The sequence below is a fragment of the Rhodococcus wratislaviensis genome, assembly GCF_900455735.1.
GTDB classification, from domain to species: domain Bacteria; phylum Actinomycetota; class Actinomycetes; order Mycobacteriales; family Mycobacteriaceae; genus Rhodococcus_F; species Rhodococcus_F wratislaviensis.
This window is the reverse complement of record NZ_UAUI01000009.1, coordinates 76,857-92,951: the sequence shown is the minus strand read 5'-3', so window position 1 is coordinate 92,951 and position 16,095 is coordinate 76,857. Positions and strand designations below refer to the sequence as shown.

Here is a 16,095-nt window from a genome sequence, read left to right as displayed (position 1 = left end):
GGAGTACACGACATGACCACCACGACGCCTCCGGTTTCCGGACCCCGCCACGTGTCGGCGCCCCGCGGCACCGAACTGACGACACTCGGCTGGCAGCAAGAAGGCGCCCTGCGCATGCTGATGAACAACCTCGACCCCGAGGTCGCCGAGCATCCCGACTCCCTCGTCGTCTACGGCGGCACCGGCAAGGCCGCGCGCAGCTGGGAGGCGTTCGACGCGATGGTCCGGACGTTGAAGACCCTGAAGTCGGACGAGACGATGCTGGTGCAGTCCGGCAAGCCGGTCGGTGTGTTCCGCACCAGCGAGTGGGCTCCCCGCGTCCTCCTCGCGAACTCGAACCTGGTGGGCGACTGGGCCAACTGGGAGGAGTTCCGCAAGCTCGACGCCCTCGGCCTGATCATGTACGGGCAGATGACGGCCGGGTCGTGGATCTACATCGGCACGCAGGGCATCCTGCAGGGCACGTACGAGACGTTCGGCGCGGTCGGCCGGAAACGTTTCGGCGGCACGCTCGCCGGCACCATCACGCTGACCGCGGGACTCGGCGGCATGGGCGGCGCCCAGCCCCTCGCCGTGACGATGAACGACGGCGTCGCGATCTGCGTGGACTGCGACGTCACCCGCATCGACCGCCGGATCGCACACAAGTACCTCGACACCAAGGCCACCGACATCCACGACGCCCTGCGTCTCGCGATCGAGGCCCGCGACGCGAAGCGCCCGCTGTCGATCGGCCTCGAAGGCAACGCCGCGGAGATCTTCCCGGAACTGCTCGCCATGAACGCCCCCATCGACATCGTCACCGACCAGACGTCGGCGCACGATCCGCTGTCGTACCTGCCGCTCGGGGTCGATTTCGCCGACATGAAGGCGATGGCCGACAAGGACCCGGTGAAATTCACCGAGGACTCCCGCGCGTCGATGGCACGGCACGTCGCCGCGATGGTCGGCTTCCTCGACAAGGGCGCCGAGGTGTTCGACTACGGCAACTCCATCCGTGACGAGGCCCGCAAAGCCGGCTACTACCGCGCATTCGACTTCCCCGGATTCGTGCCCGCCTACATCCGTCCGCTGTTCGAGGAGGGCCTCGGCCCGTTCCGCTGGGCCGCGCTGTCGGGCGACCCGAAGGACATCGCCGCCACCGACAAGGCGATCCTCGAACTGTTCCCCGAGAACGAGCACCTCAAGCGCTGGATCACGATGGCGGGCGAGAAGGTGGCGTTCGAGGGTCTGCCCGCCCGGATCTGCTGGCTCGGCTACGGCGAACGGCACAAGGCCGGCCTGAAGTTCAACGAGATGGTGGCGTCCGGCGAGCTGTCCGCGCCCGTCGCCATCGGCCGCGACCACCTCGACTCCGGATCCGTCGCGTCCCCGTACCGCGAGACCGAGTCGATGCTCGACGGCTCCGACGCGATCGCCGACTGGCCGCTGCTCAACGCACTCGTCAACACGGCGTCGGGCGCGTCGTGGGTGTCCATCCACCAGGGCGGCGGCGTCGGCATGGGACGGTCCATCCACGCCGGTCAGGTGTGCATCGCGGACGGCACCGACCTGGCCGCCGAGAAGCTGGAGCGGGTCCTGACCAACGATCCCGGCATGGGCGTCATCCGGCACGTCGACGCCGGATACGACCACGCCATCGACGTCGCCAAGGAGCGCGGCGTGCGCGTGCCGATGTCCGAAGGATGACCGCAGGCCCGAGCGACCGCATTTTCGAACCACTGGAAGGAACAGCAGTGACAGCGAACACCTCCCGCTCCACAGTGCTGACCGGCATCGGCACCCTGGTGACCAACGACCCGACAGTGGGGGAAGGTCCGCTCGGGCTGATCCGCGACGCCGCCGTCGTCTTCGACGGCGGCGTGGTGGCCTGGGTCGGCAGCGCCGACTCGGCGCCGGCCGGGGACGTCGGGCACGATCTCGACGGCCGGGCGGTGCTCCCGGGCTTCGTCGAGAGCCACTCGCACCTCGTGTTCGGCGGGGAACGCGCGGAGGAATTCGCGGCGCGGATGGCGGGCCAGCCGTACGCGGCGGGTGGCATCCGCAACACGATCGAGGCGACACGGAATGCGACCGACGAACAGCTGCAGGCGAACACGCGGCGGCTGCTGGACGAGTCCCTGCGGTCCGGCAGCACCACCGTGGAATGCAAAACCGGGTACGGGCAGACGGTCGCGCACGAACTGCGCAGCACGAAGATCGCGGCGTCCCTCACCGACGAGGTGACGCTGCTCGCCGCCCACGTCCCGCCGCCGGAATACGCGGGTCGGGCCGACGACTACGTCGCCATGGTGTGCGCGGAAATGATCGACGCCTGTGCACCGCAGGCGAAATGGATCGACGTGTTCTGCGAGACCGGCGCGTTCGACCGCGATCAGGCACACGCCGTTCTCACCGCCGGGATGGCGAAGGGGTTGATCCCCCGCGTCCACGGCAACCAGCTCCGCGAGGGCCCCGGAGTCCAGCTCGCCGTCGAACTGGGGGCCGCGTCCGTCGACCACGTCTGCTACACCACACAGGCCGACATCGATGCGCTGGCACAGAGTTCGACGGTGGCCACTCTCCTGCCCGGCGCGGACTTCTCGACCCGGAACAAGTACCCGGACGCCCGGGCCCTGCTCGACGCGGGTGTCACGGTGGCGCTGGGTGCGGATTGCAACCCCGGCACCAGCTACACCACCAGCCTGCCGTTCTGCATCGCGATCGCGGTGCGGGACATGCACATGACCCCGGACGAAGCCATCTGGGCGGCGACCGCGGGCGGGGCTCGCGCGCTGCAACGTGCCGACGTCGGGGTCCTGCGTCCCGGGGCGCGGGGCGACGCCCTCGCCCTGGACGCGCCGTCGTACCTACACTTGGCCTACCGGCCCGGCGTCCCCCTGGTCAGCGATGTGTGGCGGGGCGGCGAACTCGCCTGGTCCGCGCACACCGGTCACGAGAAAGCGAGGGCCCTGCGATGATGGAGAACCTGCTGATTCCCCCACCCCCCTGGGTCGGCAGGGAGGACGGCACGTCGAGTCACCACCTCCGCTGGCATCAGGCGGTCACGCCGTTTCACGACGGCGCCGAGCCCGGCGCCTGTGTGTTCGTCGGCTTCTCGAGCGACGAGGGTGTGGAGCGGAACAAGGGCCGCCGCGGGGCGGCCCGCGGCCCGGACGCGCTGCGGGGCGCGCTGTCGTCGATGGCGCTCGCCGAGCCGCTCCGCGCGTACGACGCCGGCACCGTCGCGGTCACCGACAACCGCCTCGAGGCGGGGCAGATGGCTCTCGGCGCCGTGGTGGCCGCAACCCTCGACGCCGGCCAGTTCCCGGTGGTCCTCGGCGGCGGCCACGAGGTTGCCTACGGCACGTACCTCGGTCTGGCGCAGGCAGCCGTCCGCACACCCAAGCGGCGGATCGGGATCCTGAACCTGGACGCCCACTTCGACCTGCGGTCCGATCCGGTCCCGAGTTCGGGCACACCGTTCCGGCAGATCCTCGAACAGGAACATGCGGCGGGCACCGCCCTGCAGTACTCCGTGCTCGGGATCAGCCAGCCGAGCAACACCACCGCGCTGTTCGACACCGCACGCGGATACGACGTCCGGTACCTCCTGGACGACGACTGCTCGGTCTCCGACCGGCACCGGGTGGCCGTCTTCGTCAGCGAGTTCCTGTCGGACGTCGATCTCGTCTACCTCACCATCGACCTCGACGTGCTTCCCGCCGCGGTCGCGCCGGGAGTGAGCGCTCCCGCCGCGTACGGCGTGCCCGCGGAGACGATCCAATTCGTGTGCGACGCGGTCGCCGCCAGCGGAAAACTCGCGGTGTGCGATGTGGCCGAGCTAAATCCGTCGTTCGACGTCGACAACCGCACCGCCCGCACCGCCGCCCGGATGATCCATCGGATCGTCACGAAGCGGATTCCCATCGTCCGCTGAGGCCGGTCCGGACCGTCCGTTCAGGCCGCCCGCAACACGGCGCGCAGGCGGGTGACGAACGCGGCGGGGTCGTGGGCGAAGCCGATGTGGTCGCCGGGGAACAGGGTGGGATCGACGCCCAGTTCGGCGGCGAGCGCCCGCGACGTACGGTCGCAGAGTTGGCCACCCGACTCCTCGCCGATACCGACGACGAGGCGGGTGGGCGCCGAGCGCAGGGCGGTGACGTCCGGGCACCAGCGGGTGGTCGGGCGCAGCATGTGCGCATGCTGGAAGTAGTCGTCCGCCTCGGTCTGCGCATCCCGTTCGCCCGCGAACATCTGCTGGAACGCCTCCTCGGGCAGGTGGATGTTCGCCAGGGCCAGGAACTTCCTCCACGCCCCCACGACGTCCCCGGCGAGGTGGGTGTCGATGATCTCGTCGGTTTTCACGCGCAGCTGCTCGCGGTCGTCGAGGAGCTCGTCCAGCGGCGGTTCGTGGGCGATCACAGTGTGGACCAGCTCGGGATGCGCCTGCACGAGCGCGAGCGCGCTGACGGCGCCGCCGCTGGAGCCGAACACCACGGCAGGGCCTGCGTCGAGGTGCCTCAGGAGCCGGGCGAGGTCGTCGGCACGCATCTCGGGGGTGGAATCGCGGTCGCGGTCGTCGACCGGGCTGCGGTGGATGCCCCGCGGGTCCGTCGTGAGCACGGTGTAGTCGGACGAGAGCAGATCGGCCGCGGGCGCGAAGGAGTCGGCGTCCATCGGAGCGCCGACGAGCACCAGGACGGGGCCCGTGCCCCGGACCTCGTAGTACAGCCTGGCACCGGGGACGTCGAGGATCCGGGTAGCGGCGGTGGCGGTCGGTGTGCGATTCATCGGGTTCTCCTCGTTCGGGGCGATGATTATCGGTCGCAGGTAGGACCGCCGCCGACGGGCAGAATCATCGGTCGTCCAGGAAAATTTCTTGCGCAGACCTGGTACGGCGCCCCGGATCCGAAGGAATCGTGGGCGTACCACTGGAAGCACGCGCGCCAGGATGCGAGGATGATATCCACGCGAACGGGATCTCGATGTGAGGTCCCGGGCGGCAACTGCAGGGAGTGAACGGTATGGCGCAGGGTGTTGTGAAGTGGTTCAACAGCGAGAAGGGCTTCGGATTCATAGCGCCGGACGACGGCAGCGCGGACGTGTTCGTTCACTACTCCGAGATCTCGGGCAGCGGCTACAAGTCGCTGGAGGAGAACCAGCGGGTGGAATTCGAGGTCGGACAGGGCCAGAAGGGCCCGCAGGCCCAGAATGTCCGGGCCGTCTGACCGACGCCCCGATGACACTGTGACAAGGTCGCAGATGCCACTGTGACGACGAGGTCGCACCCGAGCGGTGCGGCCTCGTTGTCGTAGTAGGCCCCGAGACAGCTATCTCGAGAGGCCGAAACTTCCCACCTGGTTGCCGTTGACGTACACGGCCCCGGTGTAGGTCCCGTCTGCGTTGGGGGAAATCCTGTCGGTCAGGAACCCCAGACCGGATGGGCTGTAATCGATGACGGTGTTTCCGTTCCCGTCCTGCGAGGTCGTGCCTGCAAGTCCGGTCAGGCCGAACGCGAAGTTGTTGACGACCGTGCCGCCCTGGAACGTCTTGCCCTTCCAGATCAACTCCCCCGCCGGCGCGGTGGTCGTTCCCTGATAGGTGCCGGACGGCACGGCGCCGGGTTCCGCGACGCCCGTCCCCGCGCCTGCGAGTACGGCGCCGATCAGTGTTCCCACGGTGACGATCCCTCGCGTGATCGCGCGCATGATGCCTCCCTCTGCCGTGCCGCACGGGTTGTGCGCCGCCGTCCGTGGTCGAGTACCCGCTCCCCTGCCGTGGACACCGGCAGCTCTGGACAAATTCGTCGGCCTCCTTCATAGTCGATATGCCACCAAGTGGCATTGCCATTTCACTAGATGGCAATTTTGATCATCCGACAGGAGTTTCCGTGACCGATCAGCTGCTCGACGCCGCCGAGTTCCGCGGCGCAGTGCGCGCATTCGCCAACCGTGAGATCCACCCCGGCGCGGCCTTCCGTGACGAGACGCGGGAGTTCCCGGCGGAGTTGGTGAAGCGCCTGGGCGAACAGGACCTGATGGGCATCTCGGTGCCCGAGGAATTCGGCGGACTGGGCCTGTCCACCAAGACACAGCTGATCGCCATCGAGGAGGTGGCCCGCACCGACGCCGCCCTCGCCTCGATCTACACCGCGCACTACCTGGGGCTCGAGCCGATCCTCGTCGGCGGAACCGAGGAGCAGAAGCGCCGCTGGCTGCCCCGGCTGGCGTCCGGTGAACTGCTCGCCGGGTTCGCCCTCACCGAACCGGACGCCGGCTCCGACATCGCCTCGATGCACACGACGGCGCGGCGCGAGGACGACGGGTGGCACCTGTCCGGTTCGAAGACGTACATCTCCAACGCCAAGGAGGCCGACCTGGTCGTCCTCTTCGCCAAGACCGATCCATCCGCAGGCTTCCGCGGCATCACCGCGTTCGCCCTCCCCCAGGGCACCCCCGGCGTGAGTTACTCGGAGCCCCAGGACAAGCTGGGCATCCGGTCTGCCCCCACCTACACCGTCTACCTCGACGACGTGGTGCTCCCGCACGACGCCGTGGTGGGAACGGAGGGCCGCGGCGGCAACATCGCGCTCACCGCCCTCAACCGCGCCCGCATCGACGTGGCCGCGATGGCCAACGGAATCGCGCTGCGCGCTTGGGAACTGGGTCGCTCCTACGCGGCCGAGCGCAAACAGTTCGGACACCCCATCGCCGAGTTCCAGGCGATTCAGCTGTTGCTGGGTGCGTGCGACGCGCAACTCGTCGCCTCCCGCGTCACCGCGGACTGGGCGGCGGACGTGAAGGACGCCGGGGCCGACCTGCGCCGGGCCGCGTCCGTGTCGAAGTACGTGGCCACGGAGGCCTGCTTCTCGATCGTCGACCAGACCGTGCAGATTCACGGGGGTGCCGGTTTCATGCGCGAATCCGAGATCGAACGCCTCTACCGCGACTGCCGGATCCTCCGGATCTTCGAGGGCACCTCGCAGATCCAGCTGCTCACCATCGCCGCCAACGCGCCCTCCCCGCGCTCGACCGAATTCTGAGAGGGGCCCGTCATGCCTACCCTGCCTCCCCTCGACGGCATCCGCGTCGTCGATCTCTCCCGCGTCCTGGCCGGACCGTACTGCACGGCGCTGCTCGCGGACGCCGGTGCCGACGTCGTCAAGATCGAGCCCGCCGCCGGCGAGGACTCGCGGCACCTGGGCCCGTTCCGCGACGGTGAGAGCATCTATTTCAACGTGCTGAACCGCGGAAAACGCTCGCTGGCACTGAATCTCAAGGACGACGCGGACCGGGAGGTGCTGTTCGACCTCCTCGACACGGCCGATGTTCTCGTCGAGAATTTCCGGCCCGGCGTCACCGCCCGGCTCGGCATCGACTACGACACCGTCCACGCCCGCAACCCCCGGCTCGTCTACGCGTCCATCTCCGGTTTCGGGCAGGACGGGCCGCTCGCGGGTTCGGCCGCCTACGACCTCGTCGTGCAGGCGATGTCGGGGATCATGAGCATCACCGGTTCCCCCGAATCCGGGCCGACCCGGCTCGGCGAATCGTTCGGCGACCTCGTCGCGGGACTGTTCGCGGCGTGGGGCATCAGCTCCGCCCTGGTCGGCACCCGGGAATCGGGTGTGGGGCAACACCTCGACGTCGCCATGTTCGACAGCATGCTGGCCATGCTTCCCACCGCGCACAGCCAGTTGCAGGCATCGGGTGTCGCGCCGGTGGGTGTGGGTAATCGCCACCCCGTCTCCACCCCGTTCGACACGTACCGGGCGTCGGACGGCCTGTTCGTCCTCGCCGTCGCCAGCCAGTCCGGATTCGAGAAGCTCGCCCACACCATGGATCGGGCAGACCTTCTCGGCGACAACCGTTTCGCCGACGACACGTCCCGCACCGACCACGAACCCGCCCTGCGCGCGGAGATCGAGATCTGGGCGAAGGACAAGACGGTCGCCGAGGCGGTCGCGCTCCTCGGCGCGGCCGGACTGGCGAGCTCCGAGATCTGGGACGTGAAGCAGGCGTTGTCGTCCGAGCAAAGCAGGCACCGGGGGCTCGTGGAGTCGTTCGATCATCCGGTCGCGGGAACGATCGACTATGTCCGGCAGCCGGTCGTGTTCGGCGACAGCGCACGCCCCGGGGTCCGCCGCAGCCCGCTGCTCGACGAACACCGGCAGCCCCTGCTGTCCGAGATCGCGTCGCGGTAGATTCACGCGGACACCCGCGACCGTCAGGAGACGACCCATGGCCCCCGGAGATGTGACCCGCAGCGCGAGCCGCACCTTCGAACTGCTCGGCGCGATCACCGAGCAGGGCGGGTTGACGCTCGGCGACGCCGCGAAAGCCGCCGGTCTCGCCACGAGTACCGCCCTGCGCCTGATCCGCAGCATGGAGCAGAGCGAGTTCCTGGTCCGCGGCGACGACAACGTCTACCGGGCCGGGCCGCGACTTCTCCAGATCGGTGCCCGGGCGATCAGCGACAATCAGCTGCTGTCCCGGGCCCGGCCCGCGATGGTCGCGATCGCGGAGGAAACGCGCGAATCCACGTACCTGTCGACCCACGGCCCCAAGGGCACCGCCCTGTATCTCGCGCAGATCGAGGGCACCCACGCGATTCGGCACATGGGATGGGTGGGTCAGACGGTGCCGCTCGTGGGCACGGCCGTCGGCGCCGCGCTGCGGGGCGACCTGCGCAGCGAGGGGTACGCGATCGCCCACGACACCATCGAGGACCACTCGACGGGTGTGGCGGCCCCCATCTACGACGCGGTGGGGCGGATCGTGGGCGCGCTCAGCGTCGTCGGGCCGACGTTCCGCCTCGACGACGCACTCTGCGCCCAGCACGGTCTCGTCCTGGTCGAGCGTTGCCGGGCACTGTCGGCGGAACTGGGCTCCCCGGTCCCGTGAGCCGCGGTCAGCTCCCCATGCTGGTCCGGACGAACTCGCGGAACGTGAGGACCATCGGTTCGCGGGCGCGGCCCCGTCGGTAGATCAGCGAGAACGGCGCCTGATAGCCGAACGACGCCGGCAGGATCGGCCGCAGCCGGTTCCGGTCGACCCAGTACTCCGCGTAGTGCTCGGGCAGGTATCCGATGTAGGCGCCGGACAGCACGAGAATGAGCTGCGCCTCCATGTTCTCCACCGTCGCCGACGGTTGCGGGAACCCCTGGCGGGCGAGTTCCTGCTCGGACCAGTAGCCGCGGGTCACCATCCGCTGTTGTGTGATGACCTCCGACGGCACCCGCTTCCTGCCGAACAGCGGATGCTTGTCGCTGCAGTACAGCCAGTGCTGTTCCCGGTGCAGCGCCTGGGAGACGAGGCCGTTCATCGGTGAGGCGAACGCGCCGACGGCGACGTCGATCCGGTCGTCGAGCACGCCGACCTGCAGTTCGTGCGGGGTCTGGATCTTCAGGTCGAGGTAGACGGCGGGGTGGTCCTGGCTGAAGACGCCGATCACGTCGGCGAGCGGCAGGGTGGTGTCGGTGACGGTGGAATCGAGAACGCCGATGGTGAGGGTTCCCCGGAGCTCCCCCTGCAGCGCTGCGCCGTAGCGTTCGAAGCCCTCGAGTTCGCCGAGGATGCGCAGGCATTCCTTGTGGTAGAGCTCGCCCTTGCTGGTGAGGCCGAATCCGCCCCGGCCGCGATGACACAGGACGATGCCGAGGTGGCGTTCGAGCTGGCTCATGTAGGTGCTGATCGCGGAGGCGGACAGTCCGAGCTCCTGCTGCGCGGGCGCGAACCCCTGGTGGCGGACGACCGCCGCGAAGATCTGGAGGAGCTTCAGATCGGGTAGCGAGCTGCGCATCGCGCTCCTCCGTCGGGGTCGAAAACAGGGTGTGAGCTGGCTCGCACCATTACTTCACGAATTTCTGAAGTGATTATTTGTATCAAGTGATTTATTTCACGTCAATGTTCTCCTACCGTCTAAGGCAACGGTCTGACGAGACCGGCACCGACGGGACCACCGCGCCCGTCATCACCGATCCGCTAGGACACGTGAAGGACGCACCATGGACATCACCATCATCCTGATCTACCTGGGCGCGATGCTCGCGTTCGGCTGGTGGGGCAAACGCCGGGCGAGCAACTCCAGCGAATACCTCGTCGCCGGCCGCCGCCTCGGCGGATTCCTCTACACCAGCACGATGGCGGCCGTCGTCATCGGCGGCGCCTCCACCGTCGGCGGCGTCGGCCTCGGCTACAAGTACGGCATCTCCGGAATGTGGCTGGTCGTGTCGATCGCCGCCGGCGTCCTCCTGCTCAGCCTGCTCTTCGCCGCGCGGATCCAGCGCCTCGAGGTCTACACCGTCTCCGGGATGCTGAAGCTCCGGTACGGCATCGACGCCACCGGCGCGTCCGGTCTCGTGATGATGGCCTACACGCTCATGCTCACCGTCACCTCCACGATCGCCTACGCCACCATCTTCAACGTGCTGTTCGGCTTCGACCGGACCCTGTCGGTGATTCTCGGCGGCCTCATCGTCGTGGCCTACTCCGCGATGGGCGGCATGTGGTCGATCACGCTCACCGACGTCGTCCAGTTCGTCATCAAGACCATCGGCGTCTTCGTCCTGCTTCTCCCGTTCACGTGGAGCAAGGCGGGCGGCTACGCCGGCATCAAGGAGCGCGTGGGCGAACAGGCACTCGGGCTCGGCACCATCGGCACCGGCACCATCGTCACGTTCTTCGTCGTCTACACCCTCGGCATCCTCATCGGACAGGACATCTGGCAGCGCGTGTTCACCGCGAAGTCGCCCGAGGTCGCGCGGTGGGGCGGCGTCACCGCCGGCGTCTACTGCCTGCTGTACGGCGTCGCGGGCGCCCTGATCGGTCTGGCCGCGTCGGCACTCATGCCGGACATCGGTTCGTCCGACGACGTGTACGCCGACGTCGCCGTCCACGTCCTGCCCGTCGGTCTCAGCGGCATCGTCCTCGCCGCCGCGGTGGCGGCGATGATGTCGACCGCGTCCGGCGCGCTGATCGCCACCGCCACGGTCGCCCGGCAGGACGTCCTTCCGCTGGTCGCCCAGATCTTCGGCCGCACACGCCCCGAACTGGACACGTCCGATCCGGAAGCCGACGTGCGCGGCAACCGCCTCTACGTGATCGTGATCGGCCTCGTCAGCATCGTGATCGCCGCGCTCATCAACGACATCGTCTCCGCACTCACGATCGCCTACGACATCCTGGTCGGCGGCCTCCTCGTCCCCATCCTCGGTGGACTGGTCTGGAAGCGCGCCACCGGAACGGCCGCGATGGCGGCCATGGCGGTGGGCACGGTGGGGACCATCGCGACGATGTTCGTCGTCGGCGACGTCATGGCGAACGAGCCGGTGTACGTCGGACTGGTCAGCGCGCTGGTGGTGTTCGTGGCCACCAGCCTGTTCACCGAACCCACCCCGGCGAACGTGATGTCCGTGTGGAATGCGCGAGTGTCGGGAAAGGACGAGGAAGATCCGGTTCCGGTCCCGGCACCGATAGCCTGAGTGGCACCAGCGCACGAGAGTGAATGCGCACCAGCGAGAGGAAAATCGTGCCGAAGATCGTCGACCACGACGAGCGGAGACGGGCGCTCGCCGACGCCGTTCTCGCGTTGATCGCCCGGGAGGGGATCTCCGCCGTCACCACGCGAGCGGTGGCGGAGGAGAGCGGGTGGTCGACCGGAGTGTTGAACCACTACTTCGGGTCCCGGCACGAACTGCTCCTCGCGGCGCTGCGCCGGGCCGGCGATATCCAGGGCGACCTGTACCGCGCGATTCTCGACGAGGAGAGCGCCGGCCCGCTCGAGAAGCTGCGGAACATCACCGCCACCATCCTGCCGCTCGACGAACGCCGACTCGCGATGACCCGCGTGTTCCTGTTCTTCTACGCGGAGGGCGCGGCCGAGGAAACGGCACGCGGTGAGATCGCGGCCTTCCTCGCCCGCTGGCGGGGCGTCGTGCGCGAGGCGGTCACCGCCGCACAGCGGGAGGGCACCGTCTCCGCCGACCTCGACGCAGACGACGTCACCGTCGCGCTGGTGGCACTGACCGACGGTCTGGCATTGCAGGCCATCCTGGATCCCGTCGTCATGGAGTCGATCAGCGAGGGCGACGCCGCCGCCCGCTGCGTCGACGCCGCCGTGCGACGGACCACCGAAGAAGCGGGAGCAGTAGGCAGATGACCGACCGCGTCGTCGTCCTCGACGACTTCATTCCGGCCGAAGCGCTGTCCGATTCACTTGCCGCCGCGGGTATTTCCGCGGACGTCGTGCACCAGTCCGAGTTCCCGTCCGGCCCGGGCGTCATCGCCCTGCTCGTGGGCCCGGAGAACACCGGACTCGAGCCCGGTCATTTGGCGGATCTCCCGGACCTGCGCCTGCTGTCGGCCACGTCCGCTGGGTACGACCACCTGCCGGTGTCGGCGGCCCACGCACGCGGCCTCTGGGTCACGCGAGCAGTCGACTACTGCACCGAGGAGGTCGCGGACCACGCACTCGGTCTCACCCTCGGACTACTCCGATCCACCCACGCCCTGGACCGCGCCGTACATGCCGGCGGGTGGGACGTCACCGCAGCGCCGCCGCGACGGATCGCGGGAACCGTGCTAGGTCTCTACGGTTTCGGCCGGATCGCCGGCGCGTTCGCGCTGCGGGCCCGAGCCGTGGGGATGACCGTGCTGGTCAGCGGCCGTGGGCTGGGTGACCGCGCCGGGGACCTGGCGGCCGAGGGCATCGAGGTGGTCGGGTTCGAGGAACTGCTGCGCCGCTCCGACGTGCTGAGCCTGCACGTCCCCCTGACTCCCGAGACGAAGGGGCTGATCGACGAACGTGCGCTGGCGGCGATGACACGCGGCGCGTATCTGGTGAACGTCTCCCGGGGCGGACTCGTCGACCACGACGCACTCGGAGCCGCACTTCGCGGTGGACACCTCGCCGGTGCGGCCGTCGATGTCCTTCCGAACGAACCTCCCGCACAGGATGATCCGATCCTGCAGATCCCGAACCTCGTGATCACCCCGCACGCCGCGTGGTACTCACCGCAGGTCGCGCACACCCTGGCGCAGCAGTCGGCGCGCAATGTCGCGGCGGTCCTGACGGGCGCATCCCCGGCGGGAGTCGTTGCCGCACCGGGGATGTGACCGCCCTGTCAGTCTCGGTAAGCCGCTGTCAGTCCTTGTAATCGGGGGCGGTCCGGTCCAGCATCCGCAGCAGCGCCGCCCACGCCATCTCGTAGGCCTGATCGTCGGTGTAGTCGTCCGCGGCCTCGCCGGCGAACTGGCGAGCGGTGTGCTCGGCGATCTCAGGCGACGGAACGCGCAGGTCACCCGACGCCTGGGCGGCGATCTGGATGTCACACGCTTTCTCCAGATAGAACATTCGCAGAAACGCCTCGGCGGCGGATTCACCCACGGTGAGCAGCCCGTGGTTGCGCAGGATCATCGCGGGATGGTCGCGCAAATCCTCGACCAACCGCACACGTTCGGCCGTGTTGAGGGCGATGCCCTCGTAGTCGTGGTAGCCGACCCGGTCGTAGAACTCCATCGAGATCTGGTTCAGCGGCAGCAGTCCCTGTTCCTGCGCGGCGACTGCGCACCCGGCCTTCGTGTGGGTGTGCAGCACGCACTGCGCGTCCGGCCGGGCCTCGTGAATCGCGCCGTGGATCACGAATCCCGCAGGGTTGACGTGATATTCGGACGGTTCGACGAGTTCGCCGTCGAGTCCGATCTTCACCAGGTTGGAGGCGGTGATCTCCTCGAAGAGCAGGCCGTACGGGTTGATGAGGAAATGATGTTCGGGCCCGGGAATCCGGACCGAAACGTGCGTGAAGATGAGGTCGGTCATCTTGAAATGCGCGAGCAGGCGGTACACCGCCGCGAGTTCACGACGCAGTTCCGCCTCGGTCTTCGCCGGGCTCGTTCGGCCCTGCGACGTAACAGTGGGTGCACTCATGCGGGATCTCCTTGATCACCGAAGGGATTTCGGCTTAAATATATCAACTGATTTATTTAAGTGCCAGCCCTCGGCTCAGTCGAGCCGCCCACCCAGCATGCCCCGCAGCGAGCGCAGGCAGAGTTCACGTAACTCGCCCTCGGCGATCGACGGGTGGTCGAGCCAGTCCATGCAGACGGCGCGGACGAAGGCGATCCACCCGCGCACCGCGACGCCGACGAGTTCCCGCTCGCCGTCGGGGGGATCGAGCGCGTCGACGATGCGGCGCTGCTGGGCGTCGAGCTCCCGCTCCACGATGGCCCGGATGTCGGCGTCGGCCGACAGTGCGCCGTGGTTGATGGCCCGGACTCCGTGCCGGTGGCTCGCGACGTGCTCGAAGTACGCGTCGAGGCCGGCCGCGACCTGTTCCTCGACGGGGAGGGTGGAGTCGGGGGCCGTCACGTCGAGCAGGCGCTCGGATTCGCGTTCGACGATCGCGGCGAAGAAGTCCCGCTTCGTCGGGAAGTAGTGGTACATCAATCCGCGCGACACCTCGGCGAGTTCCGCGACCTCCTCGATCCACACGTCCTCGTAGGGGCGGTCCGCGAACAGCCGCGCGCCGATGTCGAGCAACTGCGCGCGCCGCTGCTCCGGGGCGAGTCGTCGGCGGGCGCTGGTCATGCCAGTCACCGTACTGCTTGACACCGGTTCAGTAAGGCGTACCTTGCGTACTAGACACCAATTCAGTAACGCTGCCCACATCGACACGGGGGTCGACTATGAGCGTCGAATCACTGCACACCACGGCGGAGGCGACCATCCCGCATCCTCGATGGCGGCTCCCCGTCGTCGGCGACGTCTTCGGGATCAGCATCCGCACTCCCCTGCAGAACTCGATGGAGATCGGCAGAAAACTCGGGCCCATCTTCGAGCGCAACGTTCTCGGCAATCGGTTCGTGTTCGCGTCCGGCGCCGACATGGTGGCGGAACTTTCCGACGAATCCCGGTTCGCGAAGCACCTGGCACCGGGCGTCGCGTCGCTGCGCGAAGTCGGCGGCGACGGGTTGTTCACCGCCTACAACCACGAGCCGAACTGGAGCAAGGCGCACAACCTCCTCGCCCCGGCGTTCACGAAATCCGCGATGCGGTCGTATCACCGCACGATGCTGGACGTCGCGGGCGAGTTGACGGAGCACTGGGACGAGCGGGTGGACGGCACCCCCGTCGACGTCTCCTCCGACATGACGAAGCTGACGCTCGAGACCATCGGCCGCACCGGTTTCAGCTATTCCTTCGACTCGTTCAGACGCGAGCGCCCGCACCCGTTCGTGCAGGCGATGGTCGGAGCGCTGAGCCATTCGCAGCGCACCACGTTCGTGAAATCCTCGGCGCTCGGACGGTTGCTGGCACGACGGTCCGATCGCCGCAACGTCGCCAACCTGGAACACATGGCCGAGGTGGTCGACGAGGTGATCCGCGCCCGCCGCGACAGCACGGAGGCCGGCCCCGAGGACCTGCTCGAACTCATGCTGCGCGCGGCCCGGGAAGACGACCCCCATCGGATCGACGAGTTGAACATCCGCCACCAGGTGGTGACCTTCCTGGTCGCGGGACACGAGACCACCTCCGGTGCACTGTCGTTCGCCCTGTACTACCTGTCGCGGCACCCCGACGTCCTCGCTCAGGCGCAGGCGGAGGTCGATGCGGTCTGGGGCGACGAGGAGCCCGCGTTCGAGCAGATCGCGAAGCTCCGCTACGTGCGCCGGGTGCTCGACGAGTCGTTACGGCTGTGGCCGACGGCGCCCGCGTACGGCAGGGAGGCGACCGTCGACACGACCCTCGTCGGCAAGTACCCGATGAAGGTCGGCGACTGGATGCTCGTCCTCATCCCCGCATTGCACCGCGACCCCGTGTGGGGTGACGATCCCGAGGCGTTCGACCCCGACCATTTCCTTCCCGAGCGCATCCGGTCCCGTCCCGCGCACGTGTACAAGCCGTTCGGGACGGGCGAGCGCGCCTGCATCGGAAGGCAGTTCGCCCTCCACGAGGCGGTCCTGGTCCTCGGCACCATCCTGCGTCGATACGACATCGTGGGCGACCCCGGCTATCGGCTGAAGGTCGCCGAGCGGCTCACCCTCATGCCTGAGGGCTTCACGCTGCAGCTCCGCCGGCGCTGACCGTCGACAGCCCTTGACAGCCACAAAGTGA

The 16,095-nt window shown here is 68.3% G+C and carries 16 protein-coding genes; 11 read left to right on the top strand and 5 right to left on the bottom strand.

Translation table 11 applies throughout. The annotated features are described in order from the left end of the window. Positions 1 to 12: 12 nt before the first annotated feature. Genes hutU through hutG form a run of 3 tightly spaced genes read left to right on the top strand, consistent with a single transcriptional unit; the run spans position 13 to position 3,919 of the window. Positions 13 to 1,689, top strand: coding sequence for a urocanate hydratase (hutU, locus tag DTA22_RS12965; RefSeq protein WP_037241713.1), 1,677 nt, complete (start codon positions 13 to 15; stop codon positions 1,687 to 1,689). A gap of 47 nt (positions 1,690 to 1,736) precedes the next feature. After that, a complete protein-coding gene (gene hutI / locus DTA22_RS12960) occupies positions 1,737 to 2,960 on the top strand; it encodes an imidazolonepropionase (protein WP_112299691.1) in 1,224 nt (407 codons plus the stop codon). After that, positions 2,957 to 3,919, top strand: coding sequence for a formimidoylglutamase (gene hutG, locus DTA22_RS12955; RefSeq protein ID WP_112299663.1), 963 nt, complete (start codon positions 2,957 to 2,959; stop codon positions 3,917 to 3,919). The genes hutI and hutG overlap by 4 nt, the downstream gene beginning before the upstream one ends. 20 nt (positions 3,920 to 3,939) lie before the next feature. Here hutG and DTA22_RS12950 read toward each other — a convergent pair whose 3' ends face one another. Next, the gene (locus DTA22_RS12950; RefSeq protein ID WP_112299662.1) at positions 3,940 to 4,773 is read right to left on the bottom strand and encodes an alpha/beta fold hydrolase; all 834 of its coding nucleotides are present in this window, start codon (positions 4,771 to 4,773) and stop codon (positions 3,940 to 3,942) included. A gap of 233 nt (positions 4,774 to 5,006) precedes the next feature. Between DTA22_RS12950 and cspE the strand changes: the two genes are divergently transcribed. Beyond that, positions 5,007 to 5,210 carry a transcription antiterminator/RNA stability regulator CspE gene (gene cspE / locus DTA22_RS12945; RefSeq protein ID WP_005244612.1) on the top strand — a complete coding sequence of 68 codons (204 nt, stop codon included), beginning with the start codon at positions 5,007 to 5,009 and terminating at the stop codon, positions 5,208 to 5,210. A gap of 102 nt (positions 5,211 to 5,312) precedes the next feature. On the opposite strand, the gene DTA22_RS12940 is transcribed toward cspE, so the two are convergent. Further along, on the bottom strand, positions 5,313 to 5,690 hold the full coding sequence (locus DTA22_RS12940; RefSeq protein WP_037241721.1) for a hypothetical protein: 378 nt from the start codon (positions 5,688 to 5,690) through the stop codon (positions 5,313 to 5,315). Between the two features lie 182 nt (positions 5,691 to 5,872). Between DTA22_RS12940 and DTA22_RS12935 the strand changes: the two genes are divergently transcribed. From DTA22_RS12935 to DTA22_RS12925, 3 genes are read left to right on the top strand one after another with little or no spacing between them, the layout of a single operon-like run. After that, positions 5,873 to 7,024 (top strand): acyl-CoA dehydrogenase family protein, encoded by a 1,152-nt coding sequence (locus tag DTA22_RS12935; protein WP_112299661.1) that lies wholly within the window; start codon positions 5,873 to 5,875, stop codon positions 7,022 to 7,024. A 12-nt stretch (positions 7,025 to 7,036) separates the two neighbouring features. Beyond that, positions 7,037 to 8,185, top strand: a complete 1,149-nt coding sequence (locus tag DTA22_RS12930) for a CaiB/BaiF CoA transferase family protein (protein WP_112299660.1) — start codon at positions 7,037 to 7,039, stop codon at positions 8,183 to 8,185. A 37-nt stretch (positions 8,186 to 8,222) separates the two neighbouring features. Next, positions 8,223 to 8,885: an IclR family transcriptional regulator gene (locus DTA22_RS12925; RefSeq protein WP_037241726.1), complete on the top strand. Its 663-nt coding sequence runs from the start codon at positions 8,223 to 8,225 to the stop codon at positions 8,883 to 8,885. Between the two features lie 7 nt (positions 8,886 to 8,892). Here the strand turns inward: DTA22_RS12925 and DTA22_RS12920 are convergent, their stop codons facing one another. Further along, entirely contained in the window at positions 8,893 to 9,783 is an 891-nt protein-coding gene (locus tag DTA22_RS12920) for a LysR family transcriptional regulator (RefSeq protein WP_037241728.1), read from the bottom strand. Between the two features lie 205 nt (positions 9,784 to 9,988). Here DTA22_RS12920 and DTA22_RS12915 point away from each other — a divergent pair, with 205 nt between their 5' ends. Genes DTA22_RS12915 through DTA22_RS12905 form a run of 3 tightly spaced genes read left to right on the top strand, consistent with a single transcriptional unit; the run spans position 9,989 to position 13,097 of the window. After that, positions 9,989 to 11,464, top strand: coding sequence for a sodium:solute symporter family protein (locus DTA22_RS12915; protein ID WP_112299659.1), 1,476 nt, complete (start codon positions 9,989 to 9,991; stop codon positions 11,462 to 11,464). A gap of 47 nt (positions 11,465 to 11,511) precedes the next feature. After that, positions 11,512 to 12,141, top strand: a complete 630-nt coding sequence (locus DTA22_RS12910) for a TetR/AcrR family transcriptional regulator (protein ID WP_112299690.1) — start codon at positions 11,512 to 11,514, stop codon at positions 12,139 to 12,141. Then, entirely contained in the window at positions 12,138 to 13,097 is a 960-nt protein-coding gene (locus DTA22_RS12905) for a C-terminal binding protein (protein WP_112299658.1), read from the top strand. The genes DTA22_RS12910 and DTA22_RS12905 overlap by 4 nt, the downstream gene beginning before the upstream one ends. 28 nt (positions 13,098 to 13,125) lie before the next feature. On the opposite strand, the gene DTA22_RS12900 is transcribed toward DTA22_RS12905, so the two are convergent. Both DTA22_RS12900 and DTA22_RS12895 read right to left on the bottom strand, forming a co-directional pair. Beyond that, positions 13,126 to 13,908 carry a class II aldolase/adducin family protein gene (locus DTA22_RS12900; protein WP_112299657.1) on the bottom strand — a complete coding sequence of 261 codons (783 nt, stop codon included), beginning with the start codon at positions 13,906 to 13,908 and terminating at the stop codon, positions 13,126 to 13,128. Positions 13,909 to 13,983: 75 nt separating this feature from the next. Next, on the bottom strand, positions 13,984 to 14,568 hold the full coding sequence (locus DTA22_RS12895; RefSeq protein ID WP_009477700.1) for a TetR/AcrR family transcriptional regulator: 585 nt from the start codon (positions 14,566 to 14,568) through the stop codon (positions 13,984 to 13,986). Between the two features lie 98 nt (positions 14,569 to 14,666). Between DTA22_RS12895 and DTA22_RS12890 the strand changes: the two genes are divergently transcribed. Then, a complete protein-coding gene (locus DTA22_RS12890; RefSeq protein WP_112299656.1) occupies positions 14,667 to 16,064 on the top strand; it encodes a cytochrome P450 in 1,398 nt (465 codons plus the stop codon). The last annotated feature ends 31 nt before the right edge of the window (positions 16,065 to 16,095 follow it).